This window comes from Pseudoalteromonas sp. Scap06, assembly GCF_013394165.1.
Taxonomy (GTDB): Bacteria; Pseudomonadota; Gammaproteobacteria; order Enterobacterales; family Alteromonadaceae; genus Pseudoalteromonas.
Genome location: NZ_CP041330.1, coordinates 2,586,149 through 2,604,335 on the forward strand (window position 1 = coordinate 2,586,149; position 18,187 = coordinate 2,604,335).

The following is an 18,187-nucleotide window of genomic DNA, read 5'->3' on the forward strand; positions in this document are numbered from 1 at the left end:
TGTAAACTAACAGCCTATTTTGACACCAATGAGCAGACAACAATGACACAAGATGAATTAAAAAAAGCAGCTGCGTGGGCTGCACTCGAGTTTGTAAAAGAAAACACCATAGTAGGTGTAGGTACAGGCTCAACCGTTAATCACTTTATTGATGCCCTAGGCACAGTTAAAGACACCATCGTTGGTGCAGTATCAAGTTCAGAAGCATCTACAGCGCGCTTAAAAGAGCTTGGCATAGAAGTGTTTGAGCTTAACGATGTAGCAGCACTTGATGTATACGTTGATGGCGCAGATGAAATTAACGCCTTAAATGAAATGATCAAAGGCGGCGGTGCGGCGCTTACCCGCGAAAAAATAGTGGCAGCTGTAGCAAAACAGTTTGTATGTATTGTTGATGATACAAAACTAGTCGATACCTTAGGAGACTTCCCTCTTCCGGTTGAAGTTATTCCGATGGCACGTAGCTACGTTGCCCGTGAATTATTAAAACTAGGTGGTGACCCAGTTTATCGCCAAGGTGTAGTAACCGATAACGGCAACGTTATTTTAGATGTACATAATTTAAAAATTACCCATGCTAAACAGCTTGAAACACAAATAAATCAAATTGTTGGCGTAGTCACCAACGGCCTATTTGCAGAGCGCGGTGCTGATAAAGTAATTATCGGCACTAAAAATGGGCCACAAATTAAATAGGATATGGTTATGAGTAAGGTATCGTTAGCAAAAGACAAAATTAAAATTCTCTTGCTTGAAGGTGTTCACCAAAGCGCTGTTGAAACGCTAAAACGTAACGGTTATAGCAATATCGACTACGTTAAAACATCGTTGCCAGAGGACGAACTTATAGAGCGCATTAAAGATGTGCACTTTGTAGGGCTTCGTTCTCGTACTCATATTAACGAATCTGTATTAAACGCAGCTGAAAAGCTAGTTGCTGTAGGTTGTTTTTGTATTGGCACAAACCAAGTAGATTTAAACGCAGCGCGTGAGCGTGGTATTGCGGTATTTAATGCACCGTTTTCAAATACTCGCTCTGTAGCTGAGCTTGTACTTGGTGAAATATTGCTGTTATTACGTGGTATTCCACAGCGTAATGCCGCTGCCCATCGTGGCGGCTGGTTAAAAACAGCTAATGGCTCGTTTGAAGCACGCGGCAAAACCTTAGGTATTATTGGTTACGGTCACATTGGAACTCAGTTAGGTATTATGGCTGAAAATATTGGTATGAACGTGGAGTATTACGACATTGAAGACAAACTATCTTTAGGTAATGCTACACAAGTACATAACTTAACGCAGCTGTTGCAACGCGCTGATATTATTAGCTTACATGTTCCAGAGACACCGCAAACTAAAAACCTAATTGGTACAGCAGAGCTTGCCGTGATGAAGCAAGGGTCTATTTTAATTAATGCTTCTCGCGGTACTGTGGTTGACATTAACGCCCTAGCTGAAGCACTAACAGAGAAGAAACTTAGCGGTGCAGCCATTGATGTATTCCCAGTTGAGCCTAAATCAAACGATGAAGAGTTTATTTCGCCACTACGTGAATTCGACAACGTTATTTTAACGCCGCACATTGGGGGTTCTACTCAAGAAGCACAGGAAAACATTGGTATTGAAGTAGCAGGTAAACTCGCTAAGTACTCAGATAATGGCTCAACCATTACTGCAGTTAACTTCCCTGAAGTATCATTGCCTGAACTTGCCAACCGTAGCCGCTTGCTACACGTGCATCACAACCGCCCTGGCGTGCTAACGCAAATTAACCAAGCGTTTGCTCAGCACGGTATTAATATTGCCGCACAGTACTTACAAACGGATGAAGCGATTGGTTACGTGGTTATTGACGTAGATACCGTTCAATCTGAAGTAGCACTAAAAGAACTTAGTGCCGTTGAGGGCACAATTAGAGCTCGTATTCTTCACTAAATAATCAGCTATCAGCTATCAGCTATCAGCTATCAGCTATCAGCTATCAGCTATCAGCTATCAGCTATCAGCTATCAGCTATCAGCTATCAGCTATCAGCTATCAGCTATCAGCTATCAGCTAAAATAATAAAAGCCGTACTTGAATAATCAAGTACGGCTTTTATTTACTGCCACTTTATTTGTATATTTTTGCTTAATGAGCTTTTTACTTGCAGATGATTAGTCTCAATTAATGCAGTTGTGTTCTCTGTAATCTGGGCAAATAAACCGTCCGCCTCGCAACTTATATTATCCAACCCTATCCATGCATTTCGATTGGAGTTCTTAGCGGCATATAAACAATGATCAGCAATGTCAACGACCCGCTCCCAACTCAATGCTTGAGGCCTATTGGGTAGAAATGGGTAGCTTGCAAACCCAATAGAGCAGGTTTTATTAATCGTTTCGCTATCACTAATTTTAAAAGCGTGTTTTTCTATAGCCGCTCTAAGTCTTTCGGCTAATTCAGCGGCATTATTACGTTCTGAAAAACGTGCAACGACTAAAAACTCCTCTCCGCCCCATCTAACACAATAATCTAACTCTCTAAATATCTGCTTTAAAACGTCCTTTATCTGCATTAATACGGCATCTCCGGCAGTATGGCCATAAACATCGTTAACTCGCTTAAAGTGATCAATATCAATAAGGAAAAAAATTAGATCGGCATCTTTAATAGTTGCTAGTGTTTTTTGCTCGCTGTGTTCAAAGTATTTACGATTGACCAGCTCTATATCAGCAAGTAAGTTATTGGCTAAAAATCGTCTATTGTAGAGTCCGGTTAATTCGTCGATAACACTTAACTTTACTAACTCTGCATTCGCTTGTTGTAACCCTAAAGTACGCTCTGCCACTTTAAGCTCTAGTTGCTCGTTTACTTTTTTAATAAAGTGCACTTTTTTATATTGCGCGCGCACAAATAACCAAATAGCCAACACAACTAAGACTACATAACCGGTGTAAGCCCACCACGACAACCAGGGTGGCGGTAGCACTTTGATTTTTAATGCTGTAGCAGTTTCATTCCAAACCCCATAAGGATTACTCGCTTTAACACGTAAAATATACTCCCCAGTAGGTAAATTAGTATAAGTTGCACGACGGTTTTTATAATCCGTTTTTATCCACTCGTTATCTAAACCAGCCATTTGAAATGCATATTGGTTTTTTTTCGAATTAGAAAAATACAGACCACTAAACTCAAAAGTAACTAAGTTTTGCTTATGAGTTAACGTTATTTCAGAAGTACTGTGAATTGCTTTTTCGAGGCTATATCCAGATCTAATGTTATTCACAATCTCTGTTTGGGTAGCCGTTTTACGTTTAACTTCACCTACTGGTACCGACTTATTCGACAGCAACATATCAGTAAAAACCACCTTTGGAGGTCGACTATCAATTTTAATATCATTTGGATAAAAACGATTAAACCCGTTAATACCACCAAAAAACAACTCGCCCGTTTTACTTTTAAATGAGGCATCTGCATTAAATTCATTGCTCTGCAAGCCGTCGCTAACGTTATAATTTTTAAAGCGTTTTGTTTTAGTATTTAAGTGCGAGAGTCCTTGGTTAGTGCTCAGCCAAATACCAGTATTATCTTCTTCAATTCGGTAAATGACATTATTTGCTAAGCCATCTTCTTCAAAATAATGAGTGAAACTTCCCGTTGCCTTATCAAGTAAATTTAAACCACTGGCTGTCCCTACCCAAATATTACCTAAATGGTCTTCTTTGATTGCGTAGACGGTATTATGACTTAAGCTTCGAGGGTTAGTATCTTGATGAGTGAAGTGAGTAAACGTTTGTGTATCAGGATTAAAATGATTAATTCCTTTCCATGTACCTAACCAAAGGTGACCACGACGATCCTCGGTGATCACTCGGATGGTATCATCATTTAAACTATTACTATTATTTGGATCATGATTGTAGTGAACAAACTGCTCTGTAAGAGGATTAAAACGACTCAATCCTTGCCATGAGCCTAACCATAAATATCCATCGCGATCTTCTGTTATTACACTAATAGCTTCTCCACGAACACTATTTATATTACTTGGATCATGGCGGAAGTGCTTAAATTTCTCTGTTGAAGGATCAAAACGACTTAACCCTCCTTGATCGGCCCCAAGCCACAAATAGCCTTGCTTATCTTGGGTTATTGCGTAAATACGATCGTCGTTTAAACTGTTGCTGCTGGTGTCATCATGTCGATAATGAGTAAACTTCTCAGAAGCTGAATTAAATTTATTAAGCCCACCTCCCCATGTACCTATCCATAATGACCCCTCACGGTCTTGGGTAATTGCTCTGATCATATTATGGCTAAGGCTGTAAGGGTCTGTTCTTTGGTGGTTGTAATGGGTAAACTGCCTAGCAATTGAATTTGAACGATTGAGACCTCCGCCGTCCATTCCTACCCACAAGTTATCATGCTGATCGTAAATAATTGCTCTAACAATATCGTTGCTTAAACTATTAGGATTTGTTGCATCATAACGATAATGAGTAAATTGTTTCTTGGTAATATTAAAATAATTAAGCCCACCACCTAGCGTAGCTAGCCATAGATTACCTTGTTTATCGGGCGTAATTGCATCGACATTGTTATCACTTAAACTGTTGTCGTTATTTGATTGATATTTATAATGGGTAAACTTTTTTTCTACTAAATTAAAATAACTTAAACCGCTACCACGTGTTCCTATCCACAAGTTATCTAAATCATCTATATGAATGGCACTAATAGTATTATTGCTAAGACTATTTATTTGATTAGGCTGATGACTATAATGGCTAAACAGTCCTGTTTTTGGACTGAAATGGTTAAGGCCCCCATTCCATGTTCCTATCCAAAGTGAGCCGTTATCATCCGAAGTTATAACACTAATCGCGTCATCGCTAATACTATTTTTAGTATCAGCTTGATGGCGATAATGAGTAAACTTTTTGGTACTGGGGTTAAACCGATTCAGGCCACCTTTATCTGTTCCAATCCATATATTGCCTTGCGAGTCTTGGGTAATAGCGTGCACTGAGTTATCGCTTAAACTATTTGCATCGTTTGGATCATGCATATAACGGATAAACCGCTCAGTAGTAGGATCAAAACGGTTAATACCACCTCCTCGTGTGCCTATCCATAATTCACCGTCTTTACCTTGAGTAATTACCTTAATATAGTTATTTGATAACGAATACAAATCATCTTTCTGTTTTTTAAAGACCTTAAACTCATAACCATCGTAACGCGCAAGGCCTTCCTCAGTTCCGATCCATAAAAACCCTTGCTGATCTTGTAAAATCGCTTTTGCACTGCTTTGTGGTAACCCATTTTCTATTGATAAGCGCTCAAAACGCACAGCAGGACCTGCAGCTAATACAGATGGGATCGAAAACACAATAACAAGCCACATTATGCACAAATACTTTATTTTTTTACTCAAACAGAAAACTCCAATTACCAGGGGCTGTTGTATTTCAGAATTAAAACTTGTTTCACCGAGGGGAGACTTTATCACGCTACGAGTTGGTAACTTAGTAGGCGAAGAAAATAAGCAGGCAAAGCTGCAGCGTCAAGCCCATGTCCCTTAGCAGAATCCAAGCAATCACCTTTCATTTAAAATAGTAGGTTACTTTACAAATATATATAATATTTAATTAATAAAGACACAAAAAAGCGCGAGCTAAACTCACGCTTTCATTATTTAACATGTAAAGTCTGGTTAATAACTAGTGCTTATTTGCCTTTAACTTCTAAGTTTATAAACTTAACCAGCTCTTCAGGTTGCCCTGCTAATATCATTAGCTGCTGATTTACTTCCATCATGGTTTTACCTTCCGGTAGTTTAGCCGAGACACTAAGCGAATTTAGGCCTTTAGCAAAGTCAGTTAATGCTTGTGCTATTTCTTCGGTTACCGGCGCTTGTTGTAACTGTTGAGCCAGCATCATTTGCATTTGCTCTAGTGTCATACCTTGTTTGGCTAGCTCACTTTCTAGCAAGGTACTTAACTCACCTTGATTATCGAGCATTACACTCAAAGTACGTGGCTCTAACTTGCTCATTGCTTGCATAATAAGTGTTTGCTGTTGTAACTCTTGCTCATAAGTAAGCGGGGTATCACCTGCTGTTTGCTGAGCTTTGCTTATTTCTAGTGAAGCATCCATAAGCGCTTTAGAATTAGCCAGTCCCATATTCATATCAATGCTGGCAATATCGTTGGCGTGTAGTTTAACAACTATATCGCTGTTTCCAGATTGTTCATCGTAATCTAATGATGAGTGTAAATCATAACTGGCCGAGGCAAGTTGTGTATTTGTATCTGCTGGCAGTGTAGCGACAAAACCTTCATCAAATTGGAAATTCTTTAGTGTAAAAGCAGTATGTGGCGATATTTTATCGGTTTCGTAACCTGTTACTTCCACATGCTCAACTGTGGCAATATTTTTACCCTCAGGGCTAGTCACTTCTATATTGCTAATAGCAACACTATTTGAAATAACACTCGCCGATAGCTCTGCATAGTTAAAGCTTGCACCTGTTTGCTCGCTAACCAAAGCCAACTGCTTATCAACCTCAGCGCGTACCTCTTGGGTTGCTACATAGTTTGCATAGCTTACGCCACCCACACCTGCAGCAATAATCGCGGCTGTAATCACTAATTTCTTCATGTTATTTCCTTATTCTGTATATAAGCGGTATTACTCTAAAGAGTAACATTGCTCGGCAGTCGCTGTAAGCGTTAATTTATTAAGCTAAGTAGCTCGTGCACTGTTTTAACTGGCGTTATTTTAGCACCTAGCCCTTCCATGGATTTATGGTAATTACGAAATGGGATAAATATTTCAGTAAACCCATGTTGCGCCGCTTCTTTAACACGGGGCACACCACTGTCGATTGGGCGTACATCACCATTTAAACTTAACTCTCCCATAATACAGGTGGTTCGTGGAACAACGAATTCGTTTAAACTACTCAAAAGTGCAGTAACAAGCGCTAAGTCAATACAGGTTTCTGATTCATCAATTTTTAAACCACCGACAATATTAAAAAACGTATCGTGGAATATTTTGGTTTTAGTGTGCTTACGTAAAATACCGGTAAGCATTTTAATCCGATTCATATTTAAACCAACACATACTCGCTGTGGAAACTCTGCCTCGGTTTCTGTGGTTAAACACTGAATTTCAAGTAGTAAATTACGATTTCCCTTACGAATACAGGTAATCGTCGACCCTGGTGACTCGGTGGTTGAACCCGATAAGAAAATTTCACTGGGGTTATCAACACTGAGCATTCCGCGTTCACACATTTTAAAAATACCGACAGTATCTATATCACCAAAGCGATTTTTATTAGCGCGTAGGGTGCGCACTTGACCATCGTTGGTATCAATATGTAACAGTGCATCAACTATATGTACTAGAGTTTGCGGGCCGGCTATTTCATTATTCTTATTTACGTGAGCAATAATAAACATAGTCACGTCGTTTTGCTTACAGTACTGTGTTAATGCCTGAGCAGCACTTTTCACCTGAGAAGGCGAACCAGGGCTACCATTTGCGGTATCGGTAACAACTGCTTGAATGGAGTCAATAACGGCAAATTTAATTTTGTTTTTATCAAGCTCTTCAATAATAGTTTCAACACTGGTCTCAGACAGTAAATAAAGTTCATCTTCGTTGTAATTAAGCTTTAACCGGTTAACCCTGTTTTTAAACTGCGACAGGGACTCCTCAGCAGTACAGTAAAGTGATGGCATACGCTGAGACATTCTTGCCACTAAATCAGATAGCAGCGTTGTTTTACCCGCCCCAGGATCGCCAGAAATAATATTAACTGAGCCGGTGGTTACACCGCCACTTAGCACACGATCTAGTTCACCAATTTCGGTAAGCTGTTTTTCAGCCTCTGCAGTGGCTACATCATTAATCTTTTTAGAACCACCACCAATGCCGCCTGCATAGCCACCTACACTTGCACGAGCAGCTACCTTTTTGTTTTGCCCTGCAGAGGGTTTAAACTCTGCTAAAGTGTTCCACGCGCCACAGCGACACTGACCTTGCCAGCGTTGATAGTTCATGCCACATTCTGTACAAACAAACTCTACTCTTGCCGCTTTAGCCATTTAAACCTTACCTACTATTCTTTATTTTGAAATACACAGTGTTAAGCGCTTATTTTGCCATTGCTGGCTCTACCTTAGCAACAACGTCTTGTGGATCAGCGCATTTAGTATCACACTCACAGTATGCTAATGTAGTTTCACTTAACCTACTTTAGGGCATGTTTCTTGCTTTAAAAAACTAATTAACCCTTGCCAATTAATTGGCTATTAGAGAATAACAATAAATAACCTGAACTCTGGTTAAGATATTTACTAACATATTGAGTCAAAATAGATATTTGTGCTTATTTTTCTCTAGCTAGAGATTTTTAGTGAAAACAAGGCGAAATTACGCGTCAATAGCTAGCCTATTGCAAGTAAACTCAACGCAGTTAGCGCTGAAAATAGCTGCTTGAGATGGATTTATTATCCGGAGTTCAGGTTAAAAACAAAGTATAGTTACGCATAGTATTATGGCCGCATTTGGCGGCTTTGCGAGATTCGATTTATTAAATATTCTAATAAAGAATTGTAACAGTATACCTACTTTTTAAATTAGACGGTGACGATTTATAAATGGCTGATGACGTATTGCTTAAGCATGAAGCGCTTGTAGATGAATTAAAACAGTATTTAGGAAATCCTAAATTTGATCTCATTTTCAAGACAAAAACCGCCGAGTTAACTAAACCCGAGCAGTTTTTAATAAAAATGGAAATGTCGCGTTTATCTCAGCCGATAGACCGTTTTATTGATCTGCGTAGTTTAGTCACTGGTCAAGTAAAACCTTATGAATACAAAGGCAAGCAGCACTTTATGGATGACACCGCTATTGAAGTATTTGAAGCGGCTATAAAACAACATAAAGATTACACTCTTGCAGTATACGAAGCGGTAATGAATACCGAAAATAATTATCGCGTATTACAACAAAAATCAACGACTACCCCACCTAAAGAAATTGAATCATCGCGCGAATTGTCTACCGATGTAATTAAATTTGCAGCTTATGAAAATCGCAGTGAAGAGCGGATGAATTACTCAATTAAAATTACTATTGAGTATGACGGACAAGCAAAAATCGATGCAAGTACCTCTGATATTTCAATCAGTGGCTGTAAAATTAAGTTAGCGTCGCGCTATCGCTTAAAAAAAGGTCAGCTTATAAATATGCACCTAGTAGGCTTAGAGCAAGATTTTCAGCTTGGCCTCAAAAGTGGCGTTAAATATGAAGTCGTTGCAATAGAAAACACCTCAGAAGAATTTAATCATATCCGCTTGAAGCGTACATTTGAAGAAAATAACAGCGCGTTTGATCGTTTTTTAGAAAGCTTTATTCATGGCAATAAACGCCGTTATAAAGTGAATTTAGATAACACCCTCGATGCAGTTATTTCTAAAGGGTATGAACAATATTATATACCTAGGGTTAATTCTTTATATGTTTTTATTAGCCAGCAAAACGGCGTTTATTATCCTAGCCTGAGCTTAACTACTGAAAACAGTTTATTTATTCAGCGTTATTTTACTGATGAACGCAAAAAATCATGCCTTTACAATGTGTTAAATCATAAGCGTATTCGTACCTTGGCGCTAAAACCGATTGCAGTAAAAGAAGAGTATTTGTATACCTTTACCCATGTCTCTGCAGGAAAAATTTATTATTACTCAGCCACTCGCTCAGAGCTTGAGCAACAAGCAAAATTAAAAGCGTTATTTTTTGGTTTTGGTAGCCGAAGAGACAGTTGGCGCTGCTTTAAATTACAACTAATGCCGAGTCATACTGAAGATGCTTATATTCCTTTATCTTTACCTAACTCTTTAGGCAAAGATATTGAAAAACTAAATAAACCACCTTCACCACGTGTTGAAGGCGCAATAAAAGACGTTAAGTATTTAATGCTACTTACCCAAGTTGGTAATGAGCATGAACAACAACATTATCAACAATATGAATTTGATAAAGCCTTAGCCAATAAATTGAAATATTTTGGCCACAGTAAGCACGCATCGCCACCGGAACTTAATACTGTGCCTCTAGAGTATGTAAATCTTCGCTCTAATAAACGCTATTTATACAAAACTAATGTTGTGATTAATACTCGTGATGCGGTATTACATGGGCATACCCGTGATTTTTCAATATTTGGCTTACAGCTAGAGTGCAATCAAGAAGTGAACTTTAAAAAAGGCGATATTGTTTCGTTATCATTTCCTGATTTGCAAAAAATTACTAAAAACTATTCATTAAATCTTATTCAATATGAAGTAATGGCTGTGAGTAAATCGCTGACTACCATTAATTTGAAAGCGTATGTAGATAAAGGCTCATCTCATACTGGGGTCGATTTTTTTACTCTTTTAATAAGTAGCAATAAACAAAAATTAAAAGTAGCAGAAGAATCACCTAAAGTACCCGGGCTTTCTACAGCACTTAGAAATATGGTAACCAAAACGCTTTGCCAGTTTCCGATTTATTTACATAAATCAATGGCGCATTTTGAAATTGGCGCTATGGGATTTGGTTTATATCCAAGCCCACTGCATATTATTTTGCAAAATTTTTCCTTATTAAATGCTAAAACAGACTTATCGGATATTATTACTAAAGCGCATATTATTGATGTGATCACCCCTAATATTAAAGAGCGTACCCGCCAAGATCCGCCATTAGAGTTTAGTTTAATAATTAACTTTGATCCTAAAAAAGATAATATAGCGGATGCTATTACCAGCCAATGTGTTTTAGGTACTGACTGCAGCGAGTTTAAACAGCAAGTAAGAAAAGGGCTTAAATCTGAGCTGATTTTTATAATGCGTTTATATATTTCACGCACTGGTCGACTCGATACTGACTACCTAGCAAACGAGCTAAAATACGTCAGCCAATACGCAATTCACAAGGCCAAAGACTTAGAGGATGCTTTGTGGTCTGTATCAGGTGTTGGCGATATTATTGATGTCAGTGATGAAGCGCTTGAGCATTTAGCGCTCAACCAACAACAGGTTGAGCAAATGTCTAGACGAAAGCTCATCTGGTTAAATCGTTTACGTTAAACCTTTGATGTGTTTAGCGGAACCGCCAGCATATATAACAGTTGCAATAACGAGCCTTGGCAAATAGCTGCTTGGGCTTGCTCAACTACTTTTGGTTTACCATGTACAGCAACGCCTAAGCCAGCTTGAGCCATCATTTTTAAATCGTTTGCGCCATCGCCAATGGCAACCGTTTGGCATTTTTCAAGCCCCAGCTTTTGTTGTAGCGAGTTTAAAACAACCGCTTTTTGCTCAGCATCAACAATCCCACCTAACACTTTACCTGTTAGTTTATCGTCTTTAAATTCAAGCACATTGGCATGCACTTCATCTAAATTAATCAGCTCCTGTACTCGCTCAGCAAACGGCACAAAACCGCCCGATGCAATCGCTAAATACCAATCATGGTGTTTTAAAATTTGGCATAACGCTTTAATACCGGGCATTAAAGGCAGTGTACTTTTAAGCTCATCAATTAAACTCTTTTCAATGCCTTCAAGCTTAGCAACACGCTGATATAAGCTTTCACTAAAATCAAGCTTGCCTGCCATTGCCTGCGCGGTCACGCTGGCAACCTCGTCATATACATTCGCCAAGCGTGCAATTTCATCAATACACTCAATAGTAATGGCTGTTGAATCCATATCCATTACTAATAACCCAGGTTTTTGTAAATCAGGGGGACAGGTTACTTGCACTAACTGACACGCCAAGGTATTTGCAAAAGTTTGAAGTTCAAGTGGATTTATTACACGCTCTGCATTTTCTATATAAAAACATAATGCCGGAGATAACCCTAAATCTGGCTGATATTGACAAATAGCCGTTACTTTTTGCTGGTGAGCCGCAAAGAACTCAATAATGCTATTAATATGCTGAATATTAAAATCACCGCCAAAGGCAATACTAAATAACCCGTGGTTTCTGTTTGGTGTTGTATTTAGTGGTGTAAAAACACCTTGTTGGTAGCTAAACCATTTATTAAGAATAAGTGATGATGATAATAGCTCAGCGCTTTGCTGTGCCATGTTCGCGTTCGACATGGGATCTCCGTTTATATTTCCTGACATTTAGCTCATTGATAATAAGGATATGAGATACAAAATTCGCCATCAGGGGGGATTTAGGGTTATAGTGTAGTTGTAACATCAAATCAAAATGCTGTCAGCAGCATAAACGGTGACTATGAAAAATAACCATCTTAAAAATCCACTTACAGCCTCGCAAAAAAAGCGTCTAATTCGTTTATTATTGGCCGCTGGCTGCTTTGTATTATTAAGCTGGGTAGGAATAAACAGTAGCTTTCAAAGCCATCAACTACTATATGATAGTGCTGATAGTGCAGCCAAGTCACTCACTCAGTTTATGGCACTGAATGCCAAAAACCCGCTGATAGAGAAAAACAAATCGCAGCTCACCACCTTGTGCAACAATATCAGTAAAGATGAGTTTGTTCTTTCAGCCACCATTTATGATAAACAAGGTGTAGTGCTTGCAAGCAGCGATAATTGGCAATCACATCATGTATATGGCTTACTACCAGACTCATCGCCTGGCATTAGTAAGTTAAAAACACCGTTTGTTGAACAAGTTATTTCTGACGACAATCGCCCTATTGGCTTTGTATCTATTACCTATTTAACGCGTGCTGCGGTATCTTCAAGCCATAATCATTTTCACGATTTAGGCCGCCAAGTATTACTTATGCTAGTGATTGCTTGTATTTTTACTTGGCAATTAGGCCGAGGGTTAAAACGCTGGCAAGTAAATCGTTATATACAAAAAACGTCAGAGCACGAATCATAAAGCTGCTCAGCTAATCGATATTTATCGCTATTTGACTTTAAAGCATAGAGCGCATCAAACACCTTAGGAATATGCAATGGGGTATTTATTTCTCCCTGATAACCATTTAGCGGCATTGAAGGTGAGTCAGTTTCCAGCACTAAATGCTGTGACTCAAGCTTTGCTACAACCGCACGAGTTTTAGCAGCCCGCTCATAGGTGATAACCCCACCCACTCCAAGCTTAAAGCCCATTTTTATATAATACTGTGCTTGTTGTATTGAGCCTGAAAAAGCATGGATCACACCGCCATTCTTAGGTTTACAACGCTTAAACGATTGCGCTATTAAATCATGGCTTTGTCTGTGATGCACAATCAGCGGTAACTCTAGCTCATTAGCAAGCGCTATTTGTTGCTCAAACAGAAAGGTTTGTTTTTCAAGGTTTTCGATACTGCGATCTAGCCCGCATTCCCCAATAGCCACAAGCTGAGTTTTGTTTGTTTTAGCAAAGTTATACAGTGATTCTAAGTGCGATTGCTGATGTTGCTCTAAAAAATAAGGATGTAGCCCTGCAGCTATTCTAATTTGTGGGTAGGTTGCTTTAAACTCGAGTAGTTTTTGAGACTGCGCCAAGCTAATGCCTGGCACAATAAATTGATTAATGCCCTTTGCTACACAGGCATTAATAAGCGATTCCCGATTTGTATCAAACTCACTAAAATCGAGATGACAGTGTGAGTCTATAAATTGCAAAACCAGTAGCCAACTAAGGGTTTAAGCGGGTTATTTGCCAGCTATTGTCGGCTTGACGCAGATACATAAAGCGATCATGTAAACGATGCGCTCCGCCTTGCCAAAACTCGATTTTTTGCGGCACAACACAATACCCGCCCCAAAAGTCAGGGAGCGGAATTTCACCTTTAGCGAACTTGTTTTTCATGTTGGTAAAGGTTTCCATTAGCACTTTACGCGACGAAATTGGACGACTTTGTTGCGACGCCCATGCGGCTAATTGACTTTCTTTAGGTCGAGATAAAAAGTATTTAGCAACAGCCGATGTAGGTAATGGCTGCGCTTCACCATACACAATTACTTGGCGATCCATAGGGTGCCATGGAAAGTGCAAGGAAATTTTGTTATTGCCTTTTAGTTCTTGCGCTTTACGTGAACCGGTATTAGTAAAAAACACAAAACCGTTATCATCTAAATGCTTTAGCAACACAATACGCTGTGAAGGCTGACCGGTTTCATCGACCGTAGCGACCACCATTGCTGTAGGATCAGGCAAGTTACTACCAACAGCATGCTCAAGCCACGTTTCAAACTGCTTAAACGGATCATCAAGCAAGTTGTCTTCACTAAGCGCATCTTGCAGGTATTCACGACGAATATCTTCGAGTTTCATATCAAATCCTTCTTTAAAAGCTATCAGCTACAAAATTGGTGAACATTCCGAACAGTGTCAATATAAAATTATCTGCAAGTGTAGGCGTGCTAGCAAGGCGGTAAAACTATTTATGTCAAGGAGCATACGGTTTGTATGTGACTTAGGCTAAATAATTTTACCAACGCAGCTAAAGCGAACTACACGCAGCAGACGCTCACCTAAGTAGTTTAGTCTAAGATAAGGCGGACACTCGACTTATCCCTATGAGCATACGTAGTTGTATGTGATTAGGGTCAGTCGAGTGGACAACGCAGTATTAGATTAAAATACGACGGTGATTACATTTGCTCCATGACTTCGATACCTAGTAGATCTAAGCCTGTGCGCAGCGTATCTGCCACTAAATTACACAACACTAAACGACTATCACGAACACTTGGCTCTACGCCCTCTTTAAGTACTGGGCAAGCTTCGTAGAATGTCATATATAGGCTAGCTAGTTCGTATAAGTAACCACATAATACGTGCGGTGTGGCTTCATTGATCATCAGATCAAGAACTTCTTCTAACTGCAATAATTTAAGCGCGAGCGTTTTCTCTTGCGGCTCAATAATGCTCACATCAGCCTTTAAGCTTGCAGCATCAACACCTGACTTACGGAAAATACTGCGAACACGCGTATACGCATATTGTAAGTAAGGGGCTGTTGCGCCTTCAAAGCTTAGCATGCTGTCCCAGTTGAAGATGTAATCGCTGGTACGATGCTTAGAAAGGTCAGCATATTTAACTGCGCCAATACCCACTTTACGTGCAATTTCACTACGGTCTTCGTCAGATAAATCTGATTCACGCTCAGCGAGTTTAGCTGCTGCGCGAGTAATTGACTCTTCAAGTAAATCAGCTAATTTTACCGTGCCGCCTGTACGGGTTTTAAATGGTTTGCCATCAGCACCCATCATGGTGCCAAATGGGCAAAACTCGTAACTGGTTTCATCACGTAATAAACCAGCTTTACGCGCAGTAAGCTCCACTTGATTAAAGTGAAGGCTCTGGCGCGCATCAACAAATATTAAAATACGCTCAGCGCCTAGTTTGTTTGAACGGTAATCACACGCGGCTAAATCTGTGGTTGCATATAAGAAGCCGCCACCTGATTTTTGCACGATAAACGCTGAAGGCTCACCGTCTTTATTTGCCAGCTCATCTAAAAATACCACTTGTGCGCCTTGCGACTCTACTGCAATATTTTTATCTTTTAATAGGCTAATAATATCGTTAAGTTCACTGTTATAAGCACTTTCAGCCATAATATCGGCAGGCGTAAGGGTTACATTTAAACGCTTGTATACTTCTTCAGAGTGCTTCACTGAAGTGGCAATAAATAGTTTCCACAGTTTTTCACAGTGAGCGTCGCCACCTTGCAGTTTAACTACGTAGTTACGTGCTTTATCGGCAAAGCCTTCTTCGTCATCAAAACGCTTTTTAGCATCGCGGTAAAAGGTTTCTAAGTCAGCAAGCGCAACAGTGTCTAAATCAACACCTTGGTTAATTTGATCTTCTAAATGCGCAATCAACATGCCAAACTGTGTGCCCCAATCACCCATGTGATTTTGACGTACAACGGTATCGCCTCTAAATTCAAGTGCGCGTACTACCGCATCACCAATAATAGTTGAGCGTAAGTGACCTACGTGCATTTCTTTTGCAAGGTTAGGCGATGAGTAATCAACCACTACTTTTTGTGGTTTGGGGTGCTCGTTTACTGCAAGTTTTGCGTGGTTATTAGCGGCTTGTACGCTTTGTGCTAAAAACTCAGGCTTTAAGTGAATATTAATAAAACCAGGGCCAGCAATTTCAGTTTTTTCGGCAATGTCGCTTACATCTAACTGATCAATAATTTTTTGCGCCAATTCACGTGGGTTACTTTTCATTTTTTTAGCTGCGCCCATCGCGCCATTAATTTGGTAATCACCAAACTGTGGACGTGTGCTTTGCGTAACCGCTGGGTTAGTATCTTCTGGTAGGCCTGCGGCGGTCATAGCGGCAATGGCTTTTTCTACTAAAATAGTACGAATATTCATTATATTATTTACCTTTATAAGCCCGCCAAAGCAGGCTTTGTGTTAATTCTAGTTGGTCAGTTCTAGTTTTCACGCGTGTGGTTAAATGTCACTTCAGGGTAACGCTCAGTCGACAAATTAAGGTTTACACGACTCGGCGCGATGTAAGTTAAATTATCGCCACCATCGAGTGCTAAGTTGCTTTCGCACTTACGCTTAAACTCTTCAAACTTTTTAACATCATCACAGCTAACCCAGCGGGCTGTATTTACATTAACGCTTTCGTAAATTGCATCAACGTTGTACTCAGCTTTTAAACGCGCTACAACCACATCAAACTGCAACACACCTACCGCACCTACAATTAAGTCATTATTAATTAATGGTCTGAATACTTGTACTGCGCCCTCTTCTGAAAGCTGTACCAACCCTTTTAATAACTGTTTTTGTTTTAATGGATCGCGCAGGCGAATTCGGCGGAACAGTTCAGGGGCGAAGTTTGGAATACCGCTAAACTTAATTTTTTCACCTTGGGTAAAAGTATCACCAATTTGAATCGTACCGTGGTTGTGTAATCCAATGATATCACCAGCGTAAGCATCAGCCGCACGCTCACGATCGCCCGCCATAAAGGTTACCGCATCAGAAATACTAACTTGTTTACCGATACGCACATGATTCATTTTCATGCCTTGGCTATATTTACCCGATACAATACGCATAAAGGCAATACGGTCGCGGTGCTTTGGATCCATGTTAGCCTGAATTTTAAATACAAACCCAGTGAAGTTTTCTTCTGTGGCTACAACTTGGCGATCTTCAGTCTCACGTGGTAATGGGGTTGGCGCCCATTGAGTTAACCCATCTAAAACATGATCTACACCAAAGTTACCAAGTGCGGTACCAAAATACACAGGCGATAACTCACCCGCTAAGAATAGATCTAAATCAAATTCGTGTGATGCACCAATAACCAACTCTAACTCGTCACGTAATTGCGCTGCAAGTTCATCACCAATGGCTTGGTCAAGCTCAGGGTTATCGAGCCCTTTAATGCTGCGTACTTCTTGAATAGTGTGACCTTGACCCGTTTTATATAAAATGGTCTCTTCGTTATGGATATGGTAAACACCTTTAAACTCTTTACCACAGCCAATGGGCCAAGTAACAGGTGCACAGGCAATATTTAGCTCTGTTTCTACTTCATCGAGTAGTTCCATTGGGTCGCGAATATCACGGTCACATTTATTCATAAAGGTAACAATAGGCGTGGTACGCAGGCGTGTTACTTCCATTAGCTTACGGGTACGTTCTTCTACACCTTTAGCAGCATCAATGACCATTAAACACGAATCTACCGCGGTTAAAGTTCGGTATGTATCTTCAGAGAAGTCTTCGTGTCCTGGGGTATCAAGTAAATTAACTAACGCATTGTTATATGGAAATTGCATTACAGAGGTAGTAACAGAAATACCACGCTCTTTTTCCATTTCCATCCAATCCGACTTAGCATGCTGATTAGAACCACGGCCTTTAACCGTTCCAGCTTTTTGAATTGCTTGTCCGAATAACAATACTTTTTCAGTGATAGTGGTTTTACCCGCATCCGGATGCGAGATGATCGCAAAGGTACGGCGTTTATTAATTTCGCTAAGGAGATTTTGGTCTGCCATTAAAAAGGTTCTTTTAGTTGATATACGGATGTATTTATATTTTAGTATGCTGAGCTTTTAAGGCTAAAAACAAGCTAACCTCTAAAGCTCAACATACCCCAACAAGAACCCAAATTAGTTCTTGTGATGCTATCCGTTAAGTTAATCGTAATTGAAG

The 18,187-nt window shown here is 39.7% G+C and carries 12 protein-coding genes; 4 read left to right on the forward strand and 8 right to left on the reverse strand.

What is annotated here, in order from left to right; translation table 11 throughout:
- Positions 1–42 precede the first annotated feature (42 nt).
- Together rpiA and serA are read left to right on the forward strand one after the other, a co-directional pair.
- Positions 43–696, forward strand: coding sequence for a ribose-5-phosphate isomerase RpiA (gene rpiA / locus FLM47_RS12045; protein ID WP_138609384.1), 654 nt, complete (start codon positions 43–45; stop codon positions 694–696).
- A 9-nt stretch (positions 697–705) separates the two neighbouring features.
- The gene (gene serA, locus FLM47_RS12050) at positions 706–1,935 is read left to right on the forward strand and encodes a phosphoglycerate dehydrogenase (protein WP_178956481.1); all 1,230 of its coding nucleotides are present in this window, start codon (positions 706–708) and stop codon (positions 1,933–1,935) included.
- 166 nt (positions 1,936–2,101) lie between these two features.
- On the opposite strand, the gene FLM47_RS12055 is transcribed toward serA, so the two are convergent.
- From FLM47_RS12055 to radA, 3 genes are all read right to left on the reverse strand, one after another.
- A complete protein-coding gene (locus tag FLM47_RS12055) occupies positions 2,102–5,425 on the reverse strand; it encodes a ligand-binding sensor domain-containing diguanylate cyclase (protein ID WP_178956482.1) in 3,324 nt (1,107 codons plus the stop codon).
- 293 nt (positions 5,426–5,718) lie between these two features.
- Positions 5,719–6,651, reverse strand: a complete 933-nt coding sequence (locus FLM47_RS12060) for a hypothetical protein (RefSeq protein ID WP_138608762.1) — start codon at positions 6,649–6,651, stop codon at positions 5,719–5,721.
- 71 nt (positions 6,652–6,722) lie between these two features.
- Complete coding sequence (gene radA / locus FLM47_RS12065) at positions 6,723–8,108, reverse strand: DNA repair protein RadA (RefSeq protein WP_178956483.1); 1,386 nt, start codon at positions 8,106–8,108, stop codon at positions 6,723–6,725.
- A gap of 555 nt (positions 8,109–8,663) precedes the next feature.
- Here radA and FLM47_RS12070 point away from each other — a divergent pair.
- Positions 8,664–11,144, forward strand: a complete 2,481-nt coding sequence (locus FLM47_RS12070) for a PilZ domain-containing protein (protein WP_178956484.1) — start codon at positions 8,664–8,666, stop codon at positions 11,142–11,144.
- On the opposite strand, the gene serB is transcribed toward FLM47_RS12070, so the two are convergent.
- A complete protein-coding gene (gene serB / locus FLM47_RS12075; protein ID WP_178956485.1) occupies positions 11,141–12,166 on the reverse strand; it encodes a phosphoserine phosphatase SerB in 1,026 nt (341 codons plus the stop codon). The two genes, FLM47_RS12070 and serB, sit on opposite strands and share 4 nt — an antisense overlap.
- A gap of 142 nt (positions 12,167–12,308) precedes the next feature.
- On the opposite strand from serB, the gene FLM47_RS12080 reads away from it, so the two are divergent.
- Positions 12,309–12,929, forward strand: coding sequence for an AhpA/YtjB family protein (locus tag FLM47_RS12080; RefSeq protein WP_138608770.1), 621 nt, complete (start codon positions 12,309–12,311; stop codon positions 12,927–12,929).
- On the opposite strand, the gene FLM47_RS12085 is transcribed toward FLM47_RS12080, so the two are convergent.
- The 4 genes from FLM47_RS12085 to prfC all read right to left on the reverse strand — a co-directional run bounded on the left by FLM47_RS12085 (position 12,896) and on the right by prfC (position 18,030).
- The gene (locus FLM47_RS12085) at positions 12,896–13,663 is read right to left on the reverse strand and encodes a TatD family hydrolase (protein ID WP_138608772.1); all 768 of its coding nucleotides are present in this window, start codon (positions 13,661–13,663) and stop codon (positions 12,896–12,898) included. The genes FLM47_RS12080 and FLM47_RS12085 overlap by 34 nt on opposite strands.
- Before the next feature lie 13 nt (positions 13,664–13,676).
- Positions 13,677–14,315, reverse strand: a complete 639-nt coding sequence (gene pdxH, locus FLM47_RS12090; protein WP_178956486.1) for a pyridoxamine 5'-phosphate oxidase — start codon at positions 14,313–14,315, stop codon at positions 13,677–13,679.
- 320 nt (positions 14,316–14,635) lie between these two features.
- Complete coding sequence (gene argS / locus FLM47_RS12095) at positions 14,636–16,378, reverse strand: arginine--tRNA ligase (protein WP_178956487.1); 1,743 nt, start codon at positions 16,376–16,378, stop codon at positions 14,636–14,638.
- Positions 16,379–16,440: 62 nt separating this feature from the next.
- Entirely contained in the window at positions 16,441–18,030 is a 1,590-nt protein-coding gene (prfC, locus tag FLM47_RS12100; RefSeq protein WP_010387708.1) for a peptide chain release factor 3, read from the reverse strand.
- Positions 18,031–18,187: the final 157 nt, after the last annotated feature.